We start from the raw sequence: 23,931 nt of genomic DNA, 5'->3' as shown, positions 1-23,931 counted from the left end.
GCGCATCAGCAGCCTTTAGATTACTGAGAATAAGACAAAAGCGCCGATACTCTCGGCGCTTTTTCCATTTATCTGTTTGAGAGAACGTTACGATTAACACGTCGCTCGATAAGAGTATGTCACTCAAAAATCAATCACAAAGAAAAATATTGGAAAATAGAGTCGCAACAAGCCGATTTTTGCGCCAACTTTAGAAGAGAGTTTCTGATAGAGAAAGAATGGAGGCGCGTCCCGGAGTCGAACCGAGGTCCACGGATTTGCAATCCGCTGCATAGCCACTCTGCCAACGCGCCTTTGTATCTACAACTTGATAAGCCTGCTCTACTTGAGTTAATGGTGCCCCGGGCCGGACTTGAACCGGCACAGCGCGAACGCCGAGGGATTTTAAATCCCTTGTGTCTACCAATTCCACCACCAGGGCAACGCAATAGATGCGAAGGTTACACCATTTCTCTTCGGCGATTGCCGTGAGAACGAGGTGTACTTTAACGAATTGAGAGAAGCGGTCAACAAAAAACTGTAACTCGCTGAACCGTTTAGATAAAAAGCCATCAATCCGTGCAAATATTCATCGTCACAACCCTTTTGCGTCTAGCACATATTCATGGTACTGATAGACGCTCTTATAATAAATCAGTGGCAAATCACTTCACTGCACACTGGGCTAGGAAAAGTCATGCTTACTCAAACTCAACAAGTGGACAGCACTGAGCTGCACCATTTTACTCGTCATGATGTTTGGAACGGTTTTCGAGAGCTGGTTCCGCTGTCATTCTTTGTGATTATCTTCGGTATTGCGTTTGGTGTCGCTGCGGTCCAAGTCGGCTTGGAACCGTTATCCATTATGCTGATGAGTGGATTAGTCTTCGCAGGGGCGTCACAGTTCGCGACGTTAGAGATGTGGGGACAAGAGGTCGCGTTGATTCCCGTTTTAGTGACCGTCTTTGCCATTAATGCGCGTCATTTGTTAATGGGGGCGACCCTTTACCCTTGGCTACGCCACCTTCCGGCCAGCAAACGCTATGGCGTTATGTTATTTGCCTCAGACGCCAACTGGGCTATGTCGATGAATGCGTTTGGCCGCCATCAGAGAGGACTCGGCCTTCTGCTCGGTGGCGGTGTGGCGTTGTGGTCTTTTTGGATGCTAGGCACCTGGCTTGGCTATGCGTTTGGCAACTTGATCAGTGACCCAATCAGTTTAGGCCTCGATATGGTCATGGGCTGCTTTTTACTCTCTATGGTAGCAATTGGACCTAAGAGCCTGCGTATGTTCGTTATTTGGGGCGTGGCCGCATGCGCATCCTTGCTGGCCTATTATTATTTGCCCGACAATAGCCATGTTGTGGTTGGCGCGCTCGCAGGAGGGTTGCTCGGCGCCTTTTGGACGGAGAAACAAGCATGATGATCTCAACCGATTGGCAAGGCACGTTAATCATTATTATCGCCATGGCACTGATCACCCTGCTCACACGCTGGGGTGGCGTGTTCGTCATGTCGTTTGTACCAATTAGCTACCGAGTGCAGCAATTTATCACCGCTATGTCGGGGTCGGTGTTAATCGCGCTGTTGGCCCCCTTAGCGGTGGAAGGTGACATAGGGGCTCGCGTTGCACTTTTGGTGACTGCCATCGTGAGCTTTACCACCAAAAAACCGTTGCCAGCAATCGCAGCAGGTATTGCCGCAGCAGCGATCACGCGTCTCATCTAAGCGGAGATTAAGGACAAATTTGTCCACTGTGAAAGGGCAAATTTGCCCTTTTAAACCTACGTACTCGACACCATGTGTTAGATAACATTCATCAACAGGCCATACTCATCTATGTCTTTCCCACGCTTATCCGTTCTTGATTTGGCGCCCGTTTCTGACGGCACAGACTTCTCTCAGACTTTTCAACGTTCAGTTGAATTGGCGCAAGCCGTCGAATCTTGGGGCTATCACCGTTTTTGGATGGCGGAACACCATAATATGCCTGATATTGCCAGTGCCGCCACCAGTGTGTTGCTCAGCCATATCGGCGCTCACACTCACTCGATCCGTTTAGGCTCCGGTGGCGTTATGTTGCCCAACCATGCGCCCCTTGTTATTGCAGAGCAATTTGGCACATTGGACGCGCTCTACCCAGGGCGGATCGATCTTGGGCTGGGACGAGCGCCTGGCACCGACTATCCGACAATGCATGCGCTAAGGCGCGATCCAGAGCGTATGGATCCCGACTTCGCTGAGCTGCTAGAAGAGTTGACATTTTTTCTCGGTCCCGTATCCCAAAACCAACCCGTTGCGGCTTATCCTGGTAACAACACGTCAATACCGATTTGGTTGCTGGGATCGAGTACGTACAGCGCTCGTTTGGCCGCGCAGAAAGGACTGCCCTTTGCGTTCGCCGCACACTTCGCACCAGACGCGATGTCTCGAGCGTTAGCTTATTATCGTGATGAGTTTGTTCCGTCGCAGCACTTAGCAAAACCTTACGTGATGATTGGTGCTAACGTCATTGTTGCAGAGAGCCAATCGCACGCAGAGTATTTGGCGACGACAGAAAAACAGAAGTTTTTGAAAATGGTACGCGGCCGTCGTGAAAAGCTGCCCGCTCCGGTACACAGCATGGCACCGCTTTGGTCGGCGCAAGAAAAACTGCACGTTGAAACCCAGTTGCGAGAGTCGATTCATGGTGACAAAGCTCATGTTAAACACGCTATTGAATCACTGGTTGAACGGACTGGTGCCGATGAGATTATGGTCAACGCAATGGTGTATGATCAGAGCGAAAAACTGCGTTCTTATCAGCTATTGTCTGAGTTGATGGAATAACAAGATAGAGAAAGAATGGAGGCGCGTCCCGGAGTCGAACCGAGGTCCACGGATTTGCAATCCGCTGCATAGCCACTCTGCCAACGCGCCTTTTTAGAACAGCACTGAGTCTCAGTGCTGTGTTCGGCGCTTACTTTACGTATTCAGCACGAGGAGTCAAACAAAAATCCCTATTTTAGGCGTGTTCGCTGACAAATGCGCCAATTAGAGCAGACATTGTTCGAAATGGTCATCCAATATAGTCGTCCACCTCTCGCCTGTCTTTGACGACGCTTACCCTTTATCTGCTAATGCTTGACCTTCAAAATTCACACCTTGCCAACCGGTTTGCATAAAATTGCGGATGTTCGCGTGATCATCCCCTGCCGGATGGTTGAGGACATCTTCACGATAATAACGCCCAAAGCAAGCGAGGGTTTGTGACTCTGACAGTTGATTCTTTTGGCCAAACGCAAAAATCTTGCAAGACCCATTGTTCTGATTCACCTCATTAAAGGTGTCACCATTGGTGAACGCGGTAGGCGTAAACGTGTAGTAACGCTCAATGATTGCCATGGTCTGATCAAACTCTATCGTCTCCGGAGAGTGTTCAAGGGTGTGGATGAAGGTGGTGAGTTCCATTTGGTTAAGCTCCTTATGTCATAAAGGGCCAAGTCTACGGGATCGTCCTCGATGGCAAAAGGAGAAGATGAACCAATCACTCAGTATTTCAAAATAGACACGATTCATGTGGCACATCAAACACACAAAAACCATAACCAACCAAACACTTATGCAAGTGTAATATGTGCGTAAAGTCTAATTTCTTTTACTGATAGAAAAAAATAACTCGAAAAATCAATAGCAAAAGGGTTTACTAACCCGCAGCAATTTTGAAGCAATGTCTCATTATTGACACCAATGCAAGCCGAGAGGGTTTGATTTTATGGCAACGACGACTGGGTCAACCATCATCTTATGAAGATTCTGGTTTGTGATGACTCTAAAATCGCGCGCAAAGCGATTTTATCGAACATTGATACACAGGCAATCACTCTTTACCAAGCAGAAAATGGAAAGAGCGCTTTAGAGCGCCTTGCATCTGAGCCTATCGACGTCCTGTTCCTCGATTTGACCATGCCTGTCGTGGATGGTTTCGAAGTGCTTGCCTCGCTACCTGTCCATGCGCACCCGACCCAGGTTATCGTGGTATCAGGGGATATTCAAAATCAGGCAAAACAGCGCTGCCGGGAGCTCGGCGCCCACGACTTCATTGAGAAGCCGTTCAGCGCGATGGATCTTCACGCGGTATTTGAACGCTATGGGATCCCACTGTGCCCTTCGGTGCACACACAGCCCACACGGCAGCTCTCCGCTCACGAGCTACTCAATAACATCAAAGAGATCAGCAATATCGCTCTCGGTGCCAGTGCCTCACTCATCGCAGAACAAACCGGGCGATTTATTGAAATGCCTTTGCCTAACGTTGCCTCCTTGCATCAATCGGAACTCAAAATGACGATTCAAGACATCGTCAACAATGCAGAATATCGCGCCGTGTCACAGCGCTTTGTTGGCAATGGCATCAATGGTGAGGCGCTCGTCTGCTTACACGGGCAAGGCATTGATCAATTTTCGGCTGTTACGGTTGACAACTTTCATGCCGAAACCAACGAAGCGATCCTGGATATTGCTAACTTATTAGTCTCCTCGTTTTTGGTGTCATTTAGCAAGCAGCTCGACATTGCTATCTCTTTACGCCAGCCCATCGTGCTGGAAAAAGAGCCGCTACAACGAGCGCTAAGCTGCTCTCAGTTTTTAAACGGCTACGAGCAAGAGATTTTTACCATTGAGTTTGTTTATCACGCCGAAAATCTCGATGTCGCCTGTGACGTGATTTTCCTTATGGACAATGACTCAATGAAGTCCATCGAATCCGTATTGGAGTGTGTAATGTGATCAAGCATGATATGGGGGATTTTCACTGGGCGATGCAGATCATTGGCGAGCTGGATGCAGGACTTATCGTCTTGGATAAGCACTACCGAGTCTTGGCGTGGAATTCGTTTATGCAGTCGTACAGTGGCATTCGCGCCGAAGCAATCATTGGCCAAGTGTTGTTTGACGTTATGCAAGACTTACCTGAAACTTGGCTGCGTAATAAAGTCGACACCTCGTTTCGTTTGAACAGCCGCGGATTCTCTTGCTGGGAAGACCGCCCTTACCTGTTCAAATTTAAAAACTTCAGCCCAATCTCCAACGGCTTACCTGAGATGCGCCAAAACATCACCTTCTCCCCTTTAACGTCAGTGAACGGCGAAGTCTCTCATGTCAGTCTTATCATCAATGACGTCACGGACGTCGCGAAAAACAAAACCCACCTCATCGATTCCAATCAAAAACTGTCGGATCTCAGTCGCACAGACGGCTTAACTCAACTCTACAATCGTGCCTACTGGGAAAGTTGTCTTCAGCAAGAGTTTGATCACGCTAAAGTGACCGGGAAACCAGCGTCACTGGTTATTTTCGATATTGATCACTTCAAGCGAGTTAATGATAACTATGGTCATACTGTCGGGGACATGGTGATCCGCCACACGGCAAAAGAGCTCATCAAAGCCTCTCGTGGCAGTGATATTTGTGGCCGCTACGGCGGTGAAGAGTTTACGGTTATCTTACCAGGTACGTGCTCTGAGCAAGCGCTCTATTTTACCGAGCGCCTTAGAAAACGTATCGAACAGTCGATTGTCGAGTGCGAAGGGTACGCTGTTCGCTACACCATCAGCCTCGGGGTGTGCGAGTTGACCGAACAACAACCCAACCACCTAACTTGGTTACAACATGCAGACAAAGCGCTCTACTATTCCAAAGAATCCGGACGAAACCGATCAACCGAGTTCGATATGTCGTTTGTGAAATAGCGCGACTCGCCATTCAGTGAACGCCGCTGTTATGTCGACTTTTGCTTACTGACAATACTGGTGATGACCTGCGATCTGGCCGCCTCACTGTGCTTTTTTTTATCACGATACATTTGTTGATCGGCGAGTCTCACCGCGTCTCGCATCGACACTGGGTGCTGCGCCGTTGATTCAGAGACACCAATACTGATCGAGACGTCATCGCGGATTTCCGCCAAACGTTCAATCAGACGTGGCACATAGGTCTTCTGAGCATCTTGCTTTTTACAGCTTGGCATCAACACCACGAACTCATCGCCGCCAAAGCGGAAACTTTTGTCAATGCCCCTAGAAATCCCTCGAATAGCATCCGCCACCGCGATCAAAACGTTATCCCCCTCCTCATGACCAAAGTTATCGTTAAACGCCTTAAAATTATCGATATCCATATAGAGCACGGTGATACCATCTCCGTGCTCATGACACTCTGTGAAGAACTTTTCTGCCACTTCTTCAAATGCGCGTTTATTGTATAAATTGGTGAGAGGATCTTGGCTTGCCATCAGTTCAATGTGCTTGGTCCTTTCCCTGACCATCTCCTCCAATTCATTGACGTATTGGTAGGATTTATTCCGCTCCATCTCGATTTCATTCATCATGCTTTTAATGTAAGTATCAAAGACATAAGAGACATCAAAATCCATCAAACGGCTTAAAATTTCGCATTGATAATTGGCTATGGTGGCATCAGAAATATTCGAGCGGATCGTCGATGAAAGCACTTCTTTGAGGTAACTGACGGCAGACAAGTAGAGTTTTGGATCAACGCCAATGCGTTTGTGTACCAACCCGATTCTCAATCTATGTTCAACGTAGTCGAGATCGACTTCTTTAGAGAACAAATCAATCACATACTGACGCAGAGCGCTCATCAAGCGTTGCAGAGTGCCGGCATCGCCAATTAAAGTCTCTACATCAGGTGTATTCGTCTGATGCTCATAAAAACCTGCAACGATTGAATCTAACTGGCGAACTATTACGCCTTTCAGTGAACGTAGCTCCACTAGCTCACTCGACGTTAGGCGAAATAACTGAAGCCGTTGTTTGAGCTCAGATTCTGAGATCTGTTGTTGCTCAACCAAGGATTTATCTGTAATTCTCATTGCTCTGCTTCCATAGCCAACTCATGCTTTAGTTTAGACTATAAAACCAAATGCATAGTAGTTTTTTCATTCGTTAATTCAATGAATTACATATCTATTAACCATCGAAAAATTATGGGTACAGGCCATTTAAGAAGTGAGGTGAACCGGTTTATCTACAAAACAACATAGCGCGTCAATCGAGATCGGCTTCGAGAACCAGTAACCTTGATAGTAACGACATCCCATGGCTCGAAGTTCAGTAAATTGTTTCTGTGTTTCAATACCTTCCGCAACAGCATCATATTTGAACGAGTCTGCTATCTTTATCATGGATTCGATAATGGCCTTACCTTGGACAGTGTCCATTTGATTGACAAAACTACGATCAATTTTAATTTCATCAACTGGGATATTAACCAGATGGTTGTAAGAGGTGTAACCGGTACCAAAATCATCCAGAGAAACATGGCAGCCAATTTCACGCAGAATCTCAATACTTTTGAGATGGAAATCTTTCATCTGAACAAAGAAGGTTTCCGTGATTTCTAAACAAACTAAACGCTCTGGTACACGATACTGGCGAAGTAGGCGTTTAAAATCGTTGATAAATTGTTTATCAAGAAGTTCTCGTGATGAAATGTTGATAGACAACCGAAAATCATCCGGCAATTTATCACGATAGGTTTGATATGTTTTAAAGCACGCTTCGACAACCCAAAGATCAATGTCACGAATCAATCCATATTGTTCTGCGACCGTAATATACACCTCAGGTGAGAGTTGACGTAAACTCTCCGAATGGCACCTCAACAGTGCTTCCGCGCCAACAATTTGCTCTTTCTCGGCATCGTATATCGGCATAAACAGCAAGTAGAACTGCTCACTCTGTAGCGCCATACGCACACTGTCTGCAATTTGATACTCTTCTTCATGAGCCATCATAGTATCGAAGTTGAATTCGGCGGATCGCTGCTCATTTCGCTTGGCAATATTGACAGCAAATCGCGCTCGCTCTAATGCTTTCACGCCCGTTTCAGGTAAAAAGTCACTGGATACGTAGCCAATGACGATTTCCAGCATTAGATGACCAATCCCATCAAGATTGACACCTAAATCATTCAAATCAAGTAAATACTGAGACTGCTGAGAAGTTAAATTCTCATCCACACACTCGATCAACAATTCATCTTCTGTCACCCGATAAATCGTCAGCTTATGATTAGATAATTCTCGCACCATTTTTTGCCACATTCGTTCCATAACTTTGATGACCGCAGGATTACCAAAATGGTGGTTTAAGGCGTGATAGTTGCTGATCTTGACCAAGTACAGTCTCACGGGTTCATTGTATTGGGCTAGAGCTGAATAATTTTTGACAAAGTGCTCTACCGTGTAAAAGCCTGTTTTCTTGTCTCTATAAACATTATCCTTGGCAAGGAGTAGGAGTGACTTAGTATAAAAAAGGTAATGTGCCAAACAGCCCACGAGAAGAAGCGGCCAATAAAAAAACATCACTTTAACAAACGTTGATTCATTGTGGATTTGCCAACTAAACGAGAGGCTTTTAATCGTCATCCCCCACTCTCCGTCCGCTTTTACAGGAACACCTCCAGTGTAGAACTCAAGTGCAACGAGTCGGCTAAAATCTAAATCGGCTTGCTCATAAGGGATATCAAACAGCTCCTCCCACCACGTTTCGACCCGAAATCGACTCAAAGGGATAGACTGGGTACTTTTAGGTTCAAACCGTACAGCTTGATATTTGGTATCTTTGACAGGTAATGCTCGGACTTCTCCTTAGTTAATAAGGATTTAGCAAAGATCGTGACCCCCGGCTGCTCTGTGCTACCCGACCAAAGCGACTCAACCTCCACATTCAGTGTTGCTTTTTTGCTGAGGGACAAAAAATGGCCATTTTGTACGTCATGAGGTAATGGGAATACGATGCCGCACATGTCAAGCTCTGCTTGAGGTGCATCACTACAACGTATCGACACACCTCGTTCAGAGACATTGAGTAACTTAGCACCCGCGTCATTGTTTCCTGCGGTAAGCGGCGCAATATTTGCGTGGCCTAGTACCTGGAAAGAGGCTTGATTTAGCGGTGAGCGAATGATGGCAAAAGTCACAAGCGCAAACGATAAACTGGCTAAAAAGAAGAACAGGTAATGTCTAACTACTTTTTTTTCTTTACTGTCTATGTGAAAAACCACGCAAGGAAAATACGTCAAACGTACTGAGTGGTCTCATTTCCCCTTGGTAGCATAAAAAGGCAAAAAAATGTGACATTCAGCGAATAATTATCTGATAAATATACAAACTTATCATTGCCTTGGCGAGAAGTAGTCCGCTAAATTGCACATAAATTGATTTATATCACAAATGGATCGCCGCGCGGAATTTTCCATACACATATAAATTAGCAAGTCATAAAACGACAATGCCCCGCGAAAGCGAGGCATTGTTCAATCAACTTGGATAATGATCTGGGGCAGACTATGGCGTTACCATTTCTTCATCAATCTACCGACTAGATTTGGATGGTAAGACCAACAATGATCAAACATGCTCATCAGCTCTGGGTTTCCATACTTTGACACGCTCAAGGCGTGGAAGCGGTTTTTGTTCTCTTTTAAGCCCGCGACCTTATCCAGTACCTCTTGTGACTGTTTCGGGGCAATAAAGTCCGAAATCACCACCATATCGGCGTTTTTGTACTTTTCACTGCTCATCAAATCAATCGATTTAAGAATCACAGGCTCGAGATCCGTGCCGCCGTGAAAGCTGTACGACAAGAAATCACTCGCTTCACGCAAACCATCTTGACGTGTCAGTTCGTAGGTAATCTGCTCCGTAGAAAACAGAATAACAAAGCAATCGCGATCATCCGCCAGCGCGATTTGCATTAAGGCGTAGGCCATCGCTTTGGCACATTGCTCTGGCGCCCCTTTCATAGAGCCAGAGGCATCCACACAGACGATAAAAGGTCCTTTTTCAATCTCAATACTTTTACTGTCAGGCTGTTGAGCCGTTACTTTACGCAACGTGCGATTTTTCCCTTGCACGCGATAATTCATCAAACGCTTATCCGCTAGGTGCTTGTAAAAAACCACCTCAAGCTCTGGGTATGCCAAAAACATCGTCTCGTTGGGCAGTAGCTTGTTGAGATCATCACTTTCGTGGATACCGACAATGTCATCTGTCGCTTCGTCGGTTTTCTCTTCCACGACTTCAATCGCTTCCACTGGCGCTTGGTTTAAATCAGGATCATTGACTTGCCCCGCCATACGACCGAGTTGCTCTGCAATTTTTTGTAGCCCGCTGTTCTTTTTCAAAAACTCCGCATATTTTTTCATGGTGCCGAGATCGGTTTTGCTCAGCTTCGCCGCAGCCATATCCCACAGACGCCCAATACTCGCTTCGTCTCCCTCTTTCGCAACGTTATCCATGTTTTTCATGGTTTCCATGCGTTGATAGAGATCTTTGAGGGCTTTTTCTTTACTCGCTTCTAGCTCACTTAACTGGGCAGTTTTTATCGCATCTACCAAGCTTTTGTACCATTGATCGCAGAAATAGTGGGCGAACATTGGGTTCTTAACCCCTTTATTCTTCTCTACAAGACGTCTCGCCTGCATGTAGAAGGCCGAGTGCCACTCCAACTTTTTAATGACCTCAGGCAATTGAGCGTGAAACTTGGCTTCGTCCCAATAAATGACTTCTTGGTACAGCGCGAGCTCTTGTTGAAAACGTTCCGTTTCACACACCTTAGTGATGCGCTTTTTGACACTGCCGCGCCATTTCAACAGATGATTTTTCACCGAGGATTTCATTCCTCGGTTCTCAGCCATGATCATCACTTGTGAGCGCGCAATAATATCGTTCATCGCGCTTTCAACGATGCCCGAATCGGCGATCATTAATGCTAAATTAAGTCCATCTGCACCCAGCACAACGTTTCCCCTTACTCAAAAACCGGTGGCAAAGTTTGCAATCGATAAAGCGCTTTTTCGCTCTCTGATTTGGCCGCTTCCAATGCCTGGGTTAAGCCTTGTAGCCCAGCTTCCATCTCACGAGGGATCGCCTCGTCGATAAAGTTGTGTGGCAGTGCGGCGTGGAAACTGGAGCGCGCTTTACGCAAGCGGTGCTCTGCTTCTTCTAACGATTTCAACGCCTGCTCTGAACGCGTTAACCAATTTTGGAAGCGGTCGTGGTCTAGCCCTTCACTCGTGACAGGGGTCAACAATACTGCGCGATTCGCAATGTCTTTAATGACTAAGTTATTGGCTGCATCCACATCAAAACGAAGACGACAAATCGCCGTAGATTGATTGACATAACCACTCACTTCGCCGTGGCCATCACGAACCAGTTTTTCGAGATCGGGTTTACTGACGAACACACAGCGACTGTCACCTTTTTCGGATTCAGACACCGACATATTGGCCTGAAGCAGGACCAACTTGATAAGACCCGGAGTCACACCCACTTTATACAAACGTGCATCGGAGAAATCGTACGACTGAACCTGCTTCTTCAGTAATCCCGTTGAAGATTCAAGAGAGAGCTGGATAGCAAACGTCTCTTCGAGTTCTTCTTGAACGTCTTGTAGCGTTTCACGGCAGAGGGTAATTTGTTGCTCTACCTCTTGCTGATCAAACGCGTAATTGAGCGCAAACTGACGAATGACGCGGCGCACCACATCACGAGATTCAGGGCTGTTCCATAAGCAATCTTGTAGCAGCAACAGATCCAATGCGTTGATCGCATCGCGGCCGTTAAAGTAGGCACTGGCTTTCAACAGCTTAACGGCTTTTTTCCAGCGTCGATCAGACACATACATGTCCTTATCCACACTCGAACCGGGCACTTCGCCAGTCTCTTTCTCAAGTAAGCTTTTGAGTTCAAACAGCTTTTCAAACACATCATCGCTCAGCTCAAGCGTATCAAGCTCTTGCTGCCAGAGGTGGTATTCTTCATCGGTAATCGCCAGGCCTTCTGGAATTTTGGCTTCTTGCGTCGTGCCAACGGTGAGCATGGATTTGAAGTTTTGCTTATTTTGAATTCGATTAACAAACAAACGCACCAGCATGCGGTCATAGAGTGCCTCGAGACCACTGTCTTCATCAGGCAATTCATTTGATGCCGACACTAAAAGACGCATGGGCACTTTCTCAATATCACTGCCATTTTTAAACGTTTTCTCGTTCACCACGGTCAAGAGTGTGTTGAGAATGGCGGGGCCGGCTTTCCATATCTCATCGAGAAAGACGACTTGCGCGGTAGGTAAATATCCATTAGTCAGACGCACGTAGCGGCCATTGTCTTTCAGCTCTTGTATGCTTAGCGGGCCAAACACCTCTTCTGGTGTAGAAAAACGTGTCATCAAATATTCAAAATAGGACGAGTTATCAAACGCTTGAATCAAGCGCTTAGCAATCAAACTTTTTGCTATGCCTGGAGGGCCCAGTAGAAAAACGCTTTCACCGGCCAGGGCCGCAAGTAAACACATTTTGATGGTATCTTCACGTTCGTAGACACCGTCAGATAGGGCGTGAGCCAACTTATTGATTCGTTCCGACAGTAACGCTTTTTGCGAGTGGGGGACTCTATTTTGACTGAACATTATTGGGCGATCCTCGGGGCGCTAAGCGAGCGTAATGTATAACGTGCTTTATACATTTGTTATTACTTTGTTACAAGTATAGTTTATTATAATCAGCCCTTTGTTATATCAGATTCGCTTTTTACTTAATTTTCTGTAATCAATGTTTGCATATTTGCGCGATTCATCACACCGAGTTATTAATCCATTCCAACGCATCGCTCTTCATTACTTTTCATCGGGTGCCGAAATGGGTAAGGTAGGGTCAACATGCTAGGGACACCACATACCCAATGGACAAACAAACCACGATTCACACCTGGAAACGGATTGCTCTTATTGAAGAACCCGTGACCTTACCCAATGGTCAACAGATTACCCATACCACGATATCTCACCCGGGCGCGGCGGTTATGCTGCCTATCGATGACAATGGTGATATCGTCATGCTGAACCAATATCGGCCGTCACTTAAAAAGTGGCTACTTGAACTCCCAGCAGGCACACTAGAAGCGAACGAAGCCATAGTCGACTGCGCTTCACGTGAATTGGAGGAAGAAACGGGCTATCGCGCCTCAGAGTGGATTTCTTTAGGGCAAGTCACACCGCTCGCAGGTTTTTGTGATGAGATTCAATACCTTTTTGTGGCCAAAGATCTCACGGCTTCTAAACGCTTAACGTGCGATGATGATGAAGTGATTGAAGTACTGACTTTATCGCTGCGCGACATCGAACAACGCATCATTTCAGGTGAGATCACCGACGCCAAAACCATCGCATGCATCAGCAAAGCGAAACTGTGCGGCTATCTCTCTTGAATTTCGTTTTCCCTCATTAACAAGGATAGGTTATGGATTTTCGCTCTGACACCGTGACTCGACCCACTCCAGCTATGCGTGAAGCGATGGCCCACGCCGCTGTTGGCGATGATGTATACGGCGATGACCCAACCGTCAACGAACTTGAGTCCTTCGCGGCCAAGCGTCATGGGTTTGAGGCGGCACTTTTTACCACATCTGGCACGCAAGCCAACCTACTGGCGTTGATGGCACACTGTGAACGTGGCGACGAGTACTTATGTGGACAACAAGCGCACAACTATCGCTTTGAGGCAGGTGGCGCTGCGGTGCTTGGCTCAATTCAGCCCCAGCCGATTGAAAACAACCCGGATGGCACTCTCGATTTCGACAAACTTCGAGCCGCCATCAAGCCCGATGATTGTCACTTTGCTAAAACCCGTTTACTGAGCTTGGAAAACACCATTAATGGTAAAGTTCTGCCACTCGATTACCTGGCACAAACGCGAGAATTTGTCGACCGACACGGCTTAAGCCTGCATTTAGACGGGGCTCGCGTATACAACGCCGCCGTCGCGTTGGATGTTGATGTCACTGAGATCGCACGTCACTTCGACTCCATGACCGTGTGTCTTTCTAAAGGTCTTGCAGCGCCTGTGGGCTCATTGCTGCTCGGCAGTCACGCCTACATTGCCAAAGCACGACGCATCCGAAAAATGCTCGGTGGCGGCATGCGTCAAGCCGGCATATTGGCCGCTGCCGGTAAATTAGCGCTGACTGAGCAGGTAGCTCAGCTTTCTATTGACCACGTTAACGCCAAACAGCTCGCGCATACCCTAAATACATTGCCCGGTTTTTCAGTCAATCCAGAATTCGTGCAAACCAATATCGTCTTTGCCAAACTAGAGAAACACCTTGATATAGATGCCATCGCAGAAGCGTTGGCCAAAGAGAATATTCTCATCACACCATCCAATCCCATCCGCTTTGTTACTCACAAAGATGTGACCCAAGACGACATTTCCACACTCTGCGCGCACATTCAACGTGTGCTTTGATCTCGCCCATTGAGCTTCCCCCTAGGGGAAGCTTTATTCTCAGTCCACACACACCGACATTGAGAGTACAAATGAATCGATGGATACGCCACGTATGCCTGCTGGCCACTAGCACCGCGTTAACACTCGCTAGCGGGGCACATGCGAAACCTTTCGGCGACGCGCAGCTTGGACAAGTCAAATCACCCAGTTGCGTTTTTTGTCACGGCAGCACCGGCCAAAGCGCCAATCCCAATTACCCTAATCTCAACGGTCAAGATGCCACTTACCTGTTCAACGCGATGCGTGCCTATCAACGAGATGAGCGAACTGGCCCACTCGCGCAGATGATGAAAGCGCAACTTTCCAAACTCAACGAACAAGACTTGCGCGATGTTGCTGCGTTTTACGCTGCCCAAGAAGATTGATTACACCTCAAATAAAAACCGCTTCTCAAGGGTTGTACATCGCTATTCAACACTGGCGTACGGCCCTATTCACAACCTATCAATCATCACAAAAAAAGCAAAAAAAACCGACATGTAGTGACAAAAAACTCATTAACAGACCGATTTGGTTATGTGATTTTTATCACCTCCGATTTGAAATTCCATTAAATATTGTTTAGTGTACTAACGTTTTTGAGCAAAAAAGGAAATCTTTGATGGATCCCATACTGGAAGTAAAGGGACTGTACAAAGTGTTTGGTGATGAACCCAATCACGCATTCGACCTGTTGGAAAAAGGGTTGGATAAAGACACTATCTTCGACAAAACTGGCCTCACTGTCGGGGTCAATGATGTCTCACTCTCGATCAATGAAGGCGAGATCTTCGTCATCATGGGTCTATCGGGCTCTGGCAAGTCCACCTTAGTGCGACTGCTCAATCGATTGATTGAGCCAACACGTGGCAGTGTTCTGTTTAAAGGCAATGACATCGCTTCGATTTCAGAGCAGGCACTGCGAGAAGTCCGTCGCCACAACATCTCCATGGTGTTTCAAAACTTCGCCCTAATGCCTCACATGACTGTGGTTGAGAACGCCGCTTTTGGCCTAGAACTCGCTGGTATTAGTTTGGAAGAGCGAAATCGCTGTGCTCTATCGGCACTAGAGCGCGTCGGCTTAGAAAGCTATGCGGATTCCTTCCCCGATGAGCTCTCTGGCGGTATGCAGCAGCGTGTCGGACTGGCTCGGGCGCTAGCCTGTGACCCTGATATTCTGTTGATGGACGAAGCCTTCTCCGCCCTTGACCCGCTGATCCGTAGCGAAATGCAAGACGAACTGATTCGTCTTCAAAACGATGATAAACGCACCATCGTATTTATATCGCACGATCTTGATGAAGCGATGCGAATTGGAGATCGCATTGCCATCATGCAAGACGGACAAGTGGTCCAAGTCGGCACACCAGATGATATTCTCAACAACCCTGCCAATGATTACGTTGAAGCCTTCTTCAAAGGCGTCAATGTGGCCAGCGTCCTCACAGCGAAAGACATCGCCCGAAAACAGCCGACCGCCGTGTTTAAAAAATCTGAGCACGATGGTCCCGGCTCAGCGCTGCAAATGCTGATGAATCACGACCGCGAATTTGGCATTGTGGTCGATCGTGCTAGCCGCTACTCCGGCATCGTCTCTCTCGACTCGCTGCGCCAAGCGCACAAAGAGAAGCGATCTTTAACCAGTGCTCAAATAGATGACGAGGTGACATTGTCACCCGAGCAATCCATCAATGACATTCTTGGTATCGTTGCCGATTCACCATATGCCGTACCGGTCATTGGAGAAGACGGCCACTACTATGGAGTCATCACCAAATCTCGCCTATTACAGACGCTAGATAAGGAGTAACGCGGTGTCAGAAGAAACTTCTCAAACGGACCCGTGGTCGCAAACCACGGCAGACAACACAACACCATCGGATCCTTGGGCAACGGCGACATCCGACGAGGGCGCAGACTGGCTTACATCCGAAGTGACGCAAACTCAAGCGCTCGATTTAATGCACCCCTTCAACGAGGCGCTCTTGCCCGTCGATGCGTGGGTTGAGACGGGCCTAAACTGGCTGGTCGAACACGGTCGCCCGCTTTTCCAAGCGATCCGCGTTCCCATCGACTTGATCCTGAGCTCATTCGAACTGGCGCTTGTCTCCACTCCTGCCCCATTCATGATACTCGCCTTGTTTCTTTTGGCATGGCAGTTTTCAAATTGGCGTCTGGGCGTAGCGACCTTGGTTTCGCTGCTCACTATCGGTCTGATTGGTGCGTGGAGCCAAGCGATGACCACCTTGGCCTTGGTACTCACTTCAGTCTTTTTCTGTTTGCTCATAGGGTTACCTTTAGGCATCGCATTGGCTCGTAACCCAACTGCCGCGAAAGTCGTCAGGCCACTGCTCGACGCGATGCAAACCACCCCAGCCTTTGTCTACTTGGTGCCGATTGTCATGCTCTTTGGTATAGGTAATGTGCCCGGCGTTGTGGTGACGATCATATTCGCGCTGCCACCTGTGGTCAGGCTCACCATACTCGGCATCGTTCAAGTGCCCAAAGACTTGATTGAAGCAGGGCACGCCTTTGGTGCCAACAAGAAGCAAATGCTGTATCGCATCCAACTGCCGCTAGCGCTGCCTACGATTATGGCCGGCGTAAACCAAACCTTAATGCTGTCACTTTCTATGGTGGTGATTGCATCGATGATCGCAGTCGGCGGTCTAGGTCAAATGGTGCTGCGCGGAATTGGTCGCTTAGATATGGGCTTAGCCGCCGTAGGCGGATTGGGCATCGTCATTCTTGCCATACTGCTTGATCGCATTACTCAAGCACTGGGCGAAAACGCAGGCAATACCAAGCGCCGTTGGTATCACACTGGTCCTGTTGGCGCAGTGTTCAAGCTTGCTCGAGGCAGTCACTCAGCCCACGCAGTCAAAAACAAGGAACTTCACTTAGGGAGAAACAATAATGAATAATCTATGGAAACAGACATTCAAACTGACATCGGCCTCGGCCTTGGTATTATCAGGTGCTGCTTTTGCTGCATCGCTACCGGGCGAAGGGATCGCGGTACAACCGGTGCAATCCACCGTCGCAGAAGAGACCTTTCAAACACTGGTTGTCAGCCGTGCCCTCGAAGAGCTTGGCTACGAAGTGGCTGAACCAAAAGAGGTGGATTACAACGTCGCTTACACCTCGGTAGCAAAAGGCGATGCCACATTTCTTGCCGTCGGTTGGTTCCCTCTACATGCCGATAAATACACCATGGCGGGCGGCGATGACGTGTTCTACCGTCAAGGCGAATACGTCAGTGGTGCGGCTCAAGGTTATTTGATTGATAAGAAGACCGCGGAACAGTTCAATATCTCCAACATCGGCCAGCTGCAAGATCCGAAAATTGCTAAGCTGTTTGATGCTAATGGTGACGGCAAGGCTGACCTTACTGGCTGTAACCCAGGCTGGGGCTGTGAAATGGTGGTCGAAGCGCAACTCGACGCCTATAAACTCCGTGATACGGTGACGCACAACCAAGGTAACTACGCTGCCATTATTGCCGACACCATCTCACGCTATAACAAAGGTGAGCCAATCCTATATTACACTTGGACACCGTATTGGGTAAGTGGCGTTCTGGTCCCAGGCAAAGATGTCGTTTGGCTGGAAGTCCCTTTCTCTGCCTTACCCGGCGAGCGCAAAGACGTCGACACCTCACTGCCGAATGGCAAAAACTACGGGTTCGAGATGAACTCGATGAAAATCGTCGCCAACAAGACGTTCGCCAATCAAAATCCTGCTGCGGCCAAGCTGTTTGAAATCATGAAACTCGATATCAATCATATCAGTGCACAAAATATGATGATGAGCAAAGGTAAAAACAGCTCAGCGGACATAGAGGCCCACGTTGAAGGTTGGATAAAAGCCAACCGCTCGCTGTTTGACTCTTGGGTTGAGCAAGCTAAAAAAGCCGCCAAATAACCGCTTCCGCCCCTTGCTTCGCAAGGGGCTTTTTGATTGGATCAAGTAAGCGCAACGATATGACCATCAAGCAAACCACTCGCTAATTAATCACTCAACACACATTCATTGCCGCTCACTCTTGTCTCTGGCGGCCGGGCGCGTCATCATAGTCCTTGGCCATCATTTTGTTTTCCGCCCACTTTTTACTCTTCATTTTATTTCGCGGATTTCTCTTGGGAGGCAGTTGTGAACATCGTGATATTACATGGACTCTATATGCATGGCCTGGCAATGCTGCCACTCAGTCAGCGGTTACGAGACCTTGGCTATGACACAAAGACGGTCAGCTACAACAGTGTGGCAATCAATGAGCAAGTTGTGTTTTCTGACATTAGTTCAGCGCTCAGCCGCCATCAACCAAATGTGTTGGTCGGTCACAGCTTAGGAGGATTGATTGTCAAACACTACCTAGAATCGACCCAACCGAGCACAGATGAGATCTCACACGTTGTCGCCATTGGCTCGCCGCTTCAAGGCGCCTCTATCGCAACGCGAATACAGAAGCTCGGTATCGGCGCGATTTTAGGCAACGCACCTGAATTTGGGCTCACTCAACATGAGGAGAGTGTCTGGCGAGTACCACAAAAACTAGGCAGCATCGCCGGTACCTTGCCCGTCGGCGCACGCCCCTTGTTGATGATGGACAATAGCGTCGCCTCCGATGGTACGGTGACGCTCGAAGAGACCAAAATCGATGGTATGACTGATCACATTGCCAAAGATTACAGTCACACCAGTTTAATATTCAGCCGCTTTGTGACCCAGCAAATCGATCATTTCATTCGCCATGACCATTTTGACCATACTGCTGTGCGCTAAAACATAACCAATAGAGATGTATTTCATAAATATCGCTGTGTATGTGAGGTGAAAACAATGTGTTATTCTGTGATATAGATTCAGAATATCCGTTATTCCGAATCGCACATAAGATTCTTGTATTATCGCTGATGGAATAATTACCAAGGCAATATAGCTCATGAATCCATCAAAAAGCGAAGCATCCAATCAAGGAGCGGGTGCAAAATTCATTAGGATCGTCAAGTACATAGCTTTGTTCATTATCAAAGCTGTGGTCGCCATTTCCGTCCTTGTTGGCTCCTCGCTTGCTCTCTCAAAGCTGGGTCGCATTCACGGTAAATCACTCCCTGAAGAGTACTTTTCTGGCGGTTATCCCACCATTTTGCGCCTACTCGATTCTGAAATCTTCATGGGCTTCGTTTTCTTTGTTACCGTCGCGTTGATCGTCTATGTCGCCTACCTACTTTGGCAACTTCACGAAGTCGCGGTTCACAAAGCGGCGGAGATGTCGAGCGCGCACACTCAAATCGTTTTTGCATTGTCTCTTTGTGGCCTGTTCATCGACAAAACATGGTGGGTTCTTGCCATCATCATCGCATTCGCTCGTTGGGACGTGTTAGCCAACGAAATCTCTAACATTATTCGCAATGGCCGCAAGCCTGAAAGCCAAGCACGCGTCGAGGACTAATCCATGAAAGAAATTATGCTACCTTACGTTCTGATCTGTTGGATCTTGGTGAAGGCGGGTGTGGTGCAATGGACACTACGCAACGCGGCTATCATGATCGGGACAGGCTTTTTCATCGCGATCGCGCTGTTTACCGCTCACCGCTTCTGGTCGCCTGCGGACCTGACTGACAGTACCACAGTTAAAGCGCCGCACGCGGTACTTAGCCCACTGCTTGGTCAAGAGATCGATCAAGTGTATGTCACGCACAACCAACACGTGAAAAAAGGCGACTTGATTTACACGCTGAGAACCGAAGATACCGTGTCTCAAATGAAAAGCCTAAACGCGCAAAAATCAGCGGCGGAAGCGGAAATTCTTGCACTGGTGCGCCAGATGGACAACGATCGTAAAACGCTCGACCGTCTCAATAAACTGAAAGATTTTGCTAACGAAGCGCAGCGCGACGACACCCGTACTCGCATTGAGACCACGGAAGCGAAGATCGCCTCGGTGAATGCGCAAATCCTTAATATTGAAGCACAGATCGCCACCGCTGATTGGCAAAACGATCGCCGTGAAATCCGCGCGCCGTTTGATGGTCAGCTAGGCATCACCAACATCGTTCAAGGTACACGCATTGGTAACATGCACCTGTACGATACCAGCAAAAAGTTTGTTGAAATGCGTATCGCCGATCAAACATACAGCGGCATCGAAATTGGTCAGTTTGCTGAGTTTTACGTCGATGCTTACCCAGGTGAAATCTTCCGTGGCCGCGTACACAGCATCACAACCGGTACCGGTGAAGCGCAAGTGTCTGTCTTCAACGGTTCCCAACATGTTCGTCAGCACGTCGGGAACAATATGGGCTCACACGGCCGTACCATTGTCATCGAATTTGTAGAACCAGAAGGTTACAACATCCCAATCGGTGCAACCGGTTCAGGTTGGGTATCGGCGAAAAAGCCGCACCAGATGCTCGGTTTCATGGACATCATTGGTGGTGCAACCGTACGTTTGAAAGCATACAAAGCTTACCTCTCTGCTTTGTAATGATTTCTTGACGTAAAAAAGCGCGCTGTGAATCACAGCGCGCTTTTTTTATTGCTTTCTATTTGATTGACACGTTACTGCTGCCAGTTCAACGCTTGATTAAGAATGATGGGCTCAATGATGTTCATCAACCATTTGGTTTTAGCCGAATTGCGACGTGATGATTTGGTGATCAACGCCGCTTCCAACGTCACTTTGGCGTGGCCGTCATCAGGTCTTACAGGTCGATAGCGAACCGTGTAACAACGATCCATCAATTGATTCATTAAATCATAGTTGTCGACAAAAATGCTCGCTTCGATGCTTGGGTCAAGGCGCTGAAAGTAGTTGTGGTAGTCGTTGATGCCAGAGACCAAAAACTTGACGTATTCGCCAGCGACATTGCCTGAAAATTCGCCCGTCACACTCTGAATACGCTTTTGATAGAACACTTGGGGTTTGTCATTGAGCATGTGCAGACCAATATCGACTTCACCCTCTTCGATCATGGATTCGCTGAGTTTATTCCAAACGCGTAATTCGATGATGGCGTCGGTTTGTTCTCGAATCGCCATAATGATCTCTTTGCCCGCTTGCACCACATATGGCTCCACCATATGGATCACGACTTTCTGGACGTTTTTAGGGTCAAACTCTTCTGGATTGAGCGCCTGCTTGACTTGCGCAAAGGCGTTGCGCAGTTTGGGCTCAATGCTCATCGCATAGGAAGTGGGGGTGAGGCCGTCTGCGCTGCGAATAAACAGAGGGTCATCGAGGTCTTCACGCAGCTGCGCCAACACTTTCGACACATAGGATTGAGAACGTCCAAGTTTACGCGCCGCCGATTGGGTGGAATGTGTCTGCATCAACACGAGAAAAACTTGGAGTGAGTTGTAGTCTCTCATTAAAAATGACCCATCTGGTTTTAACTGTAACGAAAGATAAACAGTATCCTAGCCTATGTCTAGTGTGCGCTTCGCATTATCGCCACATGTTTCTGTTGTTTATCAGCAAGTTGAAGAAAGTTATAAACAAATTGTAGCTCATATATGACTAAGCTAACACAAACCGCCTGATTGATTCAGTAAACCAAGGAAAGATTCTGCACGGCGACATGGCGCATAATCACTCAAGTTGAACGATCGTTACTCCCTTCGCTATACTAAAGCAAACTCGCATTCGTCAACATCAAGGATCCCTATGCCAAGCCGAGCCAAATTCAATCGTGATGATGTCATTGACAAAGCCAAAGACCTCTATTGGGAAAAGGGCTATCACGGCACCTCCATGCGTGCGCTGCAAGAGGCCATTGATATGCGCCCTGGAAGCATCTACGCCACATTTGGCAGCAAAGACAAGCTCTTTAGTGAAGCGTTGCACCGCTATGCAGAGTTGGGTCGTGAACGTCTACAGCGCTGCGTCGCGCAAAGCGATACTCCTCTTGCGGGGCTAAAACAATTTGTGCGCGCCCTAATCATTGATAGCCGAGACAGCGCGCCAAGCGCGATGTGTATGATCGTAAAATCTGTCGCTGAATTGACCGAGTCCGATAATCCTGAGCTGCTCGCTGAAGCGAAAACGCTGCTTCGACGGGTAGAAAGTGCGATTGAGCAGGTGCTCATTGACGCCAAAGCGCAAGGTGAACTGAGCGAGGCGCAAGATCCAGCGGAACTGGCTCGCTATTTACAAGTGCAAATCATTGGCCTGCGCACTTACGCGCGCGCCTGTGACGACCGCTTGTTGATAGAAAACATGATTAACTCGGTATTTAGCCAGTCACCGATACGAACGTAAGCCACCATTGATCCAAAACTAAAAAACACGGCGCTCGATGCCGTGTTTTTCATTACGCGCCTAAAACGAATTAATCCTCTTTAGGAAAGTTAGACGGAAATAGCGCTCGGCGCGCCACATCGTCCACCTCAGTTTTAAACTCACACGTTTTTGCTATCGCGCGTGCCTTCTCTACCGCCGGTCTGGCATTGATCGCGTTGAACCAGCGCTTCAGATTCGGGTATGAGTCTAAGGCAGCGTCGTCACCTAACACAATCGGCGCTTTATCAATCCAACCCCACGCCGCCATATCAACGATGGTGTAGCTATCGCCGACAATGAAATCACGCCCTTCAAGGTGTGAATCCAACACTTGATAATGACGCTGCGCTTCACGGTGATAACGGTTTGCTGAGTAATCGTTGCCTGCAGGTGCTGCGCGTTTAAAGTGCACCGACTGACCCGAGAACGGACCAAGACCAGAAGCGATAAACATCAGCCAAGAGAGCAGTTCCGCGCGATCGTTCGCTTCACCGCCAAATTGACCGGTTTTCTCCGACAGATAGAGCAAAATCGCGTTGGAATCAAACACACGTTGGCCATCGTCTTGCAACGCTGGGGTCTTGCCATTGGGGTTAATGAGACGAAACTCTGGAGTGTGTTGTTCGCCTTTGAGGGTATCAACGGGCGCCAGTTCAAAATCTAGCCCCGCTTCTTGCAGAAATAGCGCCACCTTCATCGGGTTTGGCGTGTGGTGAAAATAGAATGTCAGCATGACTCGCTCTCCTTGTTTGAACACTTATTCAAGCACAACAAGAACGATCGTTCAACTTAATCCATCAATTTGTTTTTTGACCCTTAAAGAGAGCAGTAAACCAATCATCTAACTGCTTCACCTCTGCCGGCTGTCCATTGATGACGACCCAACCCTGGGATTTGGCTTGCGGCCAATCGATCACGCCTGTTGCTAACGCATCCAGCACATCCAGCTCGGTCACCAACAAAAGGTCATCTTCGCTTGGTAGCGTATCACGGCCTTTCATTGACACTTTTTCGCCCAACACGACCTCACTGTAGTGGCCTTTGACCGCTTCAAAGAGGGAGAATGGGATCGGTGAATCCGCCGATTTCGATAACGCTTGAGTAAACGCAAACAGGTAAAACTGCTCCGGTTTCGCTTGATTGGCGAACTGGTTGGATTGGCGTGCGGTGATCACCTTATCAAACACTCCAAGCGAGCCTGGCTCTGAGACAAAGTTAAACCCCGCCGCTTGGTGCAAACCGCACGCCAGTAGCGTCGGTGACAGCATCAATAACACCAGACTAAAACCGCGTTTGGCGAGCGTGGCGCAGTAAAGCGTGAACGTCTTGGTACGCAT

General features: G+C 47.9%; 24 protein-coding genes and 3 tRNA genes. 15 read left to right on the top strand and 12 right to left on the bottom strand.

All coding sequences use genetic code 11. From position 1 onward, the window contains the following. Positions 1 to 219: 219 nt before the first annotated feature. Positions 220 to 293, bottom strand: a tRNA-Cys gene (locus tag AC6R0S_RS05860). A 41-nt stretch (positions 294 to 334) separates the two neighbouring features. Further along, a tRNA-Leu gene (locus tag AC6R0S_RS05855) sits at positions 335 to 421 on the bottom strand. A 255-nt stretch (positions 422 to 676) separates the two neighbouring features. On the opposite strand from AC6R0S_RS05855, the gene AC6R0S_RS05850 reads away from it, so the two are divergent. From AC6R0S_RS05850 to AC6R0S_RS05840, 3 genes are all read left to right on the top strand, one after another. After that, positions 677 to 1,402: an AzlC family ABC transporter permease gene (locus tag AC6R0S_RS05850; protein ID WP_500630767.1), complete on the top strand. Its 726-nt coding sequence runs from the start codon at positions 677 to 679 to the stop codon at positions 1,400 to 1,402. Next, positions 1,399 to 1,707, top strand: a complete 309-nt coding sequence (locus AC6R0S_RS05845; RefSeq protein WP_500630766.1) for an AzlD family protein — start codon at positions 1,399 to 1,401, stop codon at positions 1,705 to 1,707. Before AC6R0S_RS05850 ends, AC6R0S_RS05845 begins: the two co-directional genes overlap by 4 nt. Positions 1,708 to 1,818: 111 nt before the next feature. Next, entirely contained in the window at positions 1,819 to 2,808 is a 990-nt protein-coding gene (locus AC6R0S_RS05840) for an LLM class flavin-dependent oxidoreductase (protein WP_500629499.1), read from the top strand. A 16-nt stretch (positions 2,809 to 2,824) separates the two neighbouring features. Here the strand turns inward: AC6R0S_RS05840 and AC6R0S_RS05835 are convergent. Together AC6R0S_RS05835 and AC6R0S_RS05830 are read right to left on the bottom strand one after the other, a co-directional pair. After that, positions 2,825 to 2,898 (bottom strand) — tRNA-Cys (locus AC6R0S_RS05835). 183 nt (positions 2,899 to 3,081) lie between these two features. Next, positions 3,082 to 3,429: a HopJ type III effector protein gene (locus AC6R0S_RS05830; protein ID WP_500630765.1), complete on the bottom strand. Its 348-nt coding sequence runs from the start codon at positions 3,427 to 3,429 to the stop codon at positions 3,082 to 3,084. 336 nt (positions 3,430 to 3,765) lie between these two features. Here AC6R0S_RS05830 and AC6R0S_RS05825 point away from each other — a divergent pair, with 336 nt between their 5' ends. Together AC6R0S_RS05825 and AC6R0S_RS05820 are read left to right on the top strand one after the other, a co-directional pair. Then, on the top strand, positions 3,766 to 4,746 hold the full coding sequence (locus AC6R0S_RS05825) for a response regulator (protein ID WP_500637437.1): 981 nt from the start codon (positions 3,766 to 3,768) through the stop codon (positions 4,744 to 4,746). A gap of 11 nt (positions 4,747 to 4,757) precedes the next feature. Next, a complete protein-coding gene (locus tag AC6R0S_RS05820; RefSeq protein WP_500630820.1) occupies positions 4,758 to 5,708 on the top strand; it encodes a sensor domain-containing diguanylate cyclase in 951 nt (316 codons plus the stop codon). Between the two features lie 29 nt (positions 5,709 to 5,737). On the opposite strand, the gene AC6R0S_RS05815 is transcribed toward AC6R0S_RS05820, so the two are convergent. The 5 genes from AC6R0S_RS05815 to AC6R0S_RS05795 all read right to left on the bottom strand — a co-directional run bounded on the left by AC6R0S_RS05815 (position 5,738) and on the right by AC6R0S_RS05795 (position 12,455). Continuing rightward, positions 5,738 to 6,850 carry a GGDEF domain-containing protein gene (locus tag AC6R0S_RS05815; RefSeq protein WP_500637436.1) on the bottom strand — a complete coding sequence of 371 codons (1,113 nt, stop codon included), beginning with the start codon at positions 6,848 to 6,850 and terminating at the stop codon, positions 5,738 to 5,740. 129 nt (positions 6,851 to 6,979) lie between these two features. Next, on the bottom strand, positions 6,980 to 8,548 hold the full coding sequence (locus tag AC6R0S_RS05810; protein WP_500637435.1) for an EAL domain-containing protein: 1,569 nt from the start codon (positions 8,546 to 8,548) through the stop codon (positions 6,980 to 6,982). Further along, complete coding sequence (locus tag AC6R0S_RS05805) at positions 8,545 to 9,063, bottom strand: hypothetical protein (RefSeq protein WP_500637434.1); 519 nt, start codon at positions 9,061 to 9,063, stop codon at positions 8,545 to 8,547. The genes AC6R0S_RS05810 and AC6R0S_RS05805 overlap by 4 nt, the downstream gene beginning before the upstream one ends. A gap of 273 nt (positions 9,064 to 9,336) precedes the next feature. After that, positions 9,337 to 10,782, bottom strand: coding sequence for an ATPase RavA stimulator ViaA (gene viaA, locus AC6R0S_RS05800; RefSeq protein ID WP_500637433.1), 1,446 nt, complete (start codon positions 10,780 to 10,782; stop codon positions 9,337 to 9,339). Positions 10,783 to 10,793: 11 nt separating this feature from the next. Continuing rightward, positions 10,794 to 12,455 (bottom strand): ATPase RavA domain-containing protein, encoded by a 1,662-nt coding sequence (locus tag AC6R0S_RS05795; protein ID WP_500637432.1) that lies wholly within the window; start codon positions 12,453 to 12,455, stop codon positions 10,794 to 10,796. 272 nt (positions 12,456 to 12,727) lie between these two features. On the opposite strand from AC6R0S_RS05795, the gene AC6R0S_RS05790 reads away from it, so the two are divergent. From AC6R0S_RS05790 to AC6R0S_RS05750, 9 genes are all read left to right on the top strand, one after another. Next, positions 12,728 to 13,252: an NUDIX hydrolase gene (locus AC6R0S_RS05790; RefSeq protein ID WP_500630759.1), complete on the top strand. Its 525-nt coding sequence runs from the start codon at positions 12,728 to 12,730 to the stop codon at positions 13,250 to 13,252. Positions 13,253 to 13,284: 32 nt separating this feature from the next. Further along, entirely contained in the window at positions 13,285 to 14,289 is a 1,005-nt protein-coding gene (gene ltaE, locus AC6R0S_RS05785) for a low-specificity L-threonine aldolase (RefSeq protein ID WP_500630758.1), read from the top strand. Positions 14,290 to 14,360: 71 nt separating this feature from the next. Next, complete coding sequence (locus AC6R0S_RS05780; RefSeq protein WP_500630757.1) at positions 14,361 to 14,696, top strand: c-type cytochrome; 336 nt, start codon at positions 14,361 to 14,363, stop codon at positions 14,694 to 14,696. A 236-nt stretch (positions 14,697 to 14,932) separates the two neighbouring features. Then, positions 14,933 to 16,120: a glycine betaine/L-proline ABC transporter ATP-binding protein ProV gene (gene proV / locus AC6R0S_RS05775; protein WP_500630756.1), complete on the top strand. Its 1,188-nt coding sequence runs from the start codon at positions 14,933 to 14,935 to the stop codon at positions 16,118 to 16,120. A gap of 4 nt (positions 16,121 to 16,124) precedes the next feature. Next, the gene (gene proW, locus AC6R0S_RS05770; protein WP_500630755.1) at positions 16,125 to 17,234 is read left to right on the top strand and encodes a glycine betaine/L-proline ABC transporter permease ProW; all 1,110 of its coding nucleotides are present in this window, start codon (positions 16,125 to 16,127) and stop codon (positions 17,232 to 17,234) included. Further along, on the top strand, positions 17,227 to 18,234 hold the full coding sequence (gene proX, locus AC6R0S_RS05765; protein WP_500629510.1) for a glycine betaine/L-proline ABC transporter substrate-binding protein ProX: 1,008 nt from the start codon (positions 17,227 to 17,229) through the stop codon (positions 18,232 to 18,234). Before proW ends, proX begins: the two co-directional genes overlap by 8 nt. Before the next feature lie 228 nt (positions 18,235 to 18,462). Continuing rightward, positions 18,463 to 19,095, top strand: a complete 633-nt coding sequence (locus tag AC6R0S_RS05760; protein ID WP_500626676.1) for an esterase/lipase family protein — start codon at positions 18,463 to 18,465, stop codon at positions 19,093 to 19,095. Positions 19,096 to 19,255: 160 nt separating this feature from the next. Beyond that, complete coding sequence (locus AC6R0S_RS05755; RefSeq protein ID WP_334552032.1) at positions 19,256 to 19,765, top strand: magnesium transporter; 510 nt, start codon at positions 19,256 to 19,258, stop codon at positions 19,763 to 19,765. A gap of 3 nt (positions 19,766 to 19,768) precedes the next feature. Continuing rightward, entirely contained in the window at positions 19,769 to 20,800 is a 1,032-nt protein-coding gene (locus AC6R0S_RS05750) for an HlyD family secretion protein (protein ID WP_487902282.1), read from the top strand. 74 nt (positions 20,801 to 20,874) lie between these two features. Here AC6R0S_RS05750 and AC6R0S_RS05745 read toward each other — a convergent pair whose 3' ends face one another. Beyond that, complete coding sequence (locus AC6R0S_RS05745; protein WP_334552034.1) at positions 20,875 to 21,684, bottom strand: LysR family transcriptional regulator; 810 nt, start codon at positions 21,682 to 21,684, stop codon at positions 20,875 to 20,877. Between the two features lie 295 nt (positions 21,685 to 21,979). On the opposite strand from AC6R0S_RS05745, the gene AC6R0S_RS05740 reads away from it, so the two are divergent. Next, positions 21,980 to 22,573: a TetR/AcrR family transcriptional regulator gene (locus AC6R0S_RS05740; RefSeq protein WP_500629512.1), complete on the top strand. Its 594-nt coding sequence runs from the start codon at positions 21,980 to 21,982 to the stop codon at positions 22,571 to 22,573. Between the two features lie 70 nt (positions 22,574 to 22,643). On the opposite strand, the gene AC6R0S_RS05735 is transcribed toward AC6R0S_RS05740, so the two are convergent. Both AC6R0S_RS05735 and AC6R0S_RS05730 read right to left on the bottom strand, forming a co-directional pair. Then, a complete protein-coding gene (locus AC6R0S_RS05735; protein WP_500637431.1) occupies positions 22,644 to 23,327 on the bottom strand; it encodes a glutathione S-transferase family protein in 684 nt (227 codons plus the stop codon). 64 nt (positions 23,328 to 23,391) lie between these two features. Next, a complete protein-coding gene (locus AC6R0S_RS05730) occupies positions 23,392 to 23,931 on the bottom strand; it encodes a hypothetical protein (protein WP_500629514.1) in 540 nt (179 codons plus the stop codon).

This window comes from Vibrio sp. R15-SG3-ISO1B (assembly GCF_059833835.1).
The sequence above is the reverse complement of the archived record's forward strand: the minus strand, read 5'-3'. Positions and strand labels throughout refer to the sequence as shown.

Excerpts from the sequence above, each read along its gene's own strand:
- AC6R0S_RS05730 (WP_500629514.1), bottom strand. The coding sequence starts at position 23,931 with ATGCGTACCAAGACGTTCACGCTTTACTGCGCCACGCTCGCCAAACGC.
- AC6R0S_RS05750 (WP_487902282.1), top strand. The coding sequence starts at position 19,769 with ATGAAAGAAATTATGCTACCTTACGTTCTGATCTGTTGGATCTTGGTG.
- proV (WP_500630756.1), top strand. The coding sequence starts at position 14,933 with ATGGATCCCATACTGGAAGTAAAGGGACTGTACAAAGTGTTTGGTGAT.
- AC6R0S_RS05740 (WP_500629512.1), top strand. The coding sequence starts at position 21,980 with ATGCCAAGCCGAGCCAAATTCAATCGTGATGATGTCATTGACAAAGCC.
- AC6R0S_RS05825 (WP_500637437.1), top strand. The coding sequence starts at position 3,766 with ATGAAGATTCTGGTTTGTGATGACTCTAAAATCGCGCGCAAAGCGATT.
- ltaE (WP_500630758.1), top strand. The coding sequence starts at position 13,285 with ATGGATTTTCGCTCTGACACCGTGACTCGACCCACTCCAGCTATGCGT.
- AC6R0S_RS05735 (WP_500637431.1), bottom strand. The coding sequence starts at position 23,327 with ATGCTGACATTCTATTTTCACCACACGCCAAACCCGATGAAGGTGGCG.
- AC6R0S_RS05845 (WP_500630766.1), top strand. The coding sequence starts at position 1,399 with ATGATGATCTCAACCGATTGGCAAGGCACGTTAATCATTATTATCGCC.
- AC6R0S_RS05780 (WP_500630757.1), top strand. The coding sequence starts at position 14,361 with ATGAATCGATGGATACGCCACGTATGCCTGCTGGCCACTAGCACCGCG.
- AC6R0S_RS05830 (WP_500630765.1), bottom strand. The coding sequence starts at position 3,429 with ATGGAACTCACCACCTTCATCCACACCCTTGAACACTCTCCGGAGACG.
- AC6R0S_RS05850 (WP_500630767.1), top strand. The coding sequence starts at position 677 with ATGCTTACTCAAACTCAACAAGTGGACAGCACTGAGCTGCACCATTTT.
- proX (WP_500629510.1), top strand. The coding sequence starts at position 17,227 with ATGAATAATCTATGGAAACAGACATTCAAACTGACATCGGCCTCGGCC.
- AC6R0S_RS05790 (WP_500630759.1), top strand. The coding sequence starts at position 12,728 with ATGGACAAACAAACCACGATTCACACCTGGAAACGGATTGCTCTTATT.
- AC6R0S_RS05745 (WP_334552034.1), bottom strand. The coding sequence starts at position 21,684 with ATGAGAGACTACAACTCACTCCAAGTTTTTCTCGTGTTGATGCAGACA.
- AC6R0S_RS05795 (WP_500637432.1), bottom strand. The coding sequence starts at position 12,455 with ATGTTCAGTCAAAATAGAGTCCCCCACTCGCAAAAAGCGTTACTGTCG.
- AC6R0S_RS05820 (WP_500630820.1), top strand. The coding sequence starts at position 4,758 with ATGGGGGATTTTCACTGGGCGATGCAGATCATTGGCGAGCTGGATGCA.
- AC6R0S_RS05815 (WP_500637436.1), bottom strand. The coding sequence starts at position 6,850 with ATGAGAATTACAGATAAATCCTTGGTTGAGCAACAACAGATCTCAGAA.
- AC6R0S_RS05755 (WP_334552032.1), top strand. The coding sequence starts at position 19,256 with ATGAATCCATCAAAAAGCGAAGCATCCAATCAAGGAGCGGGTGCAAAA.
- AC6R0S_RS05840 (WP_500629499.1), top strand. The coding sequence starts at position 1,819 with ATGTCTTTCCCACGCTTATCCGTTCTTGATTTGGCGCCCGTTTCTGAC.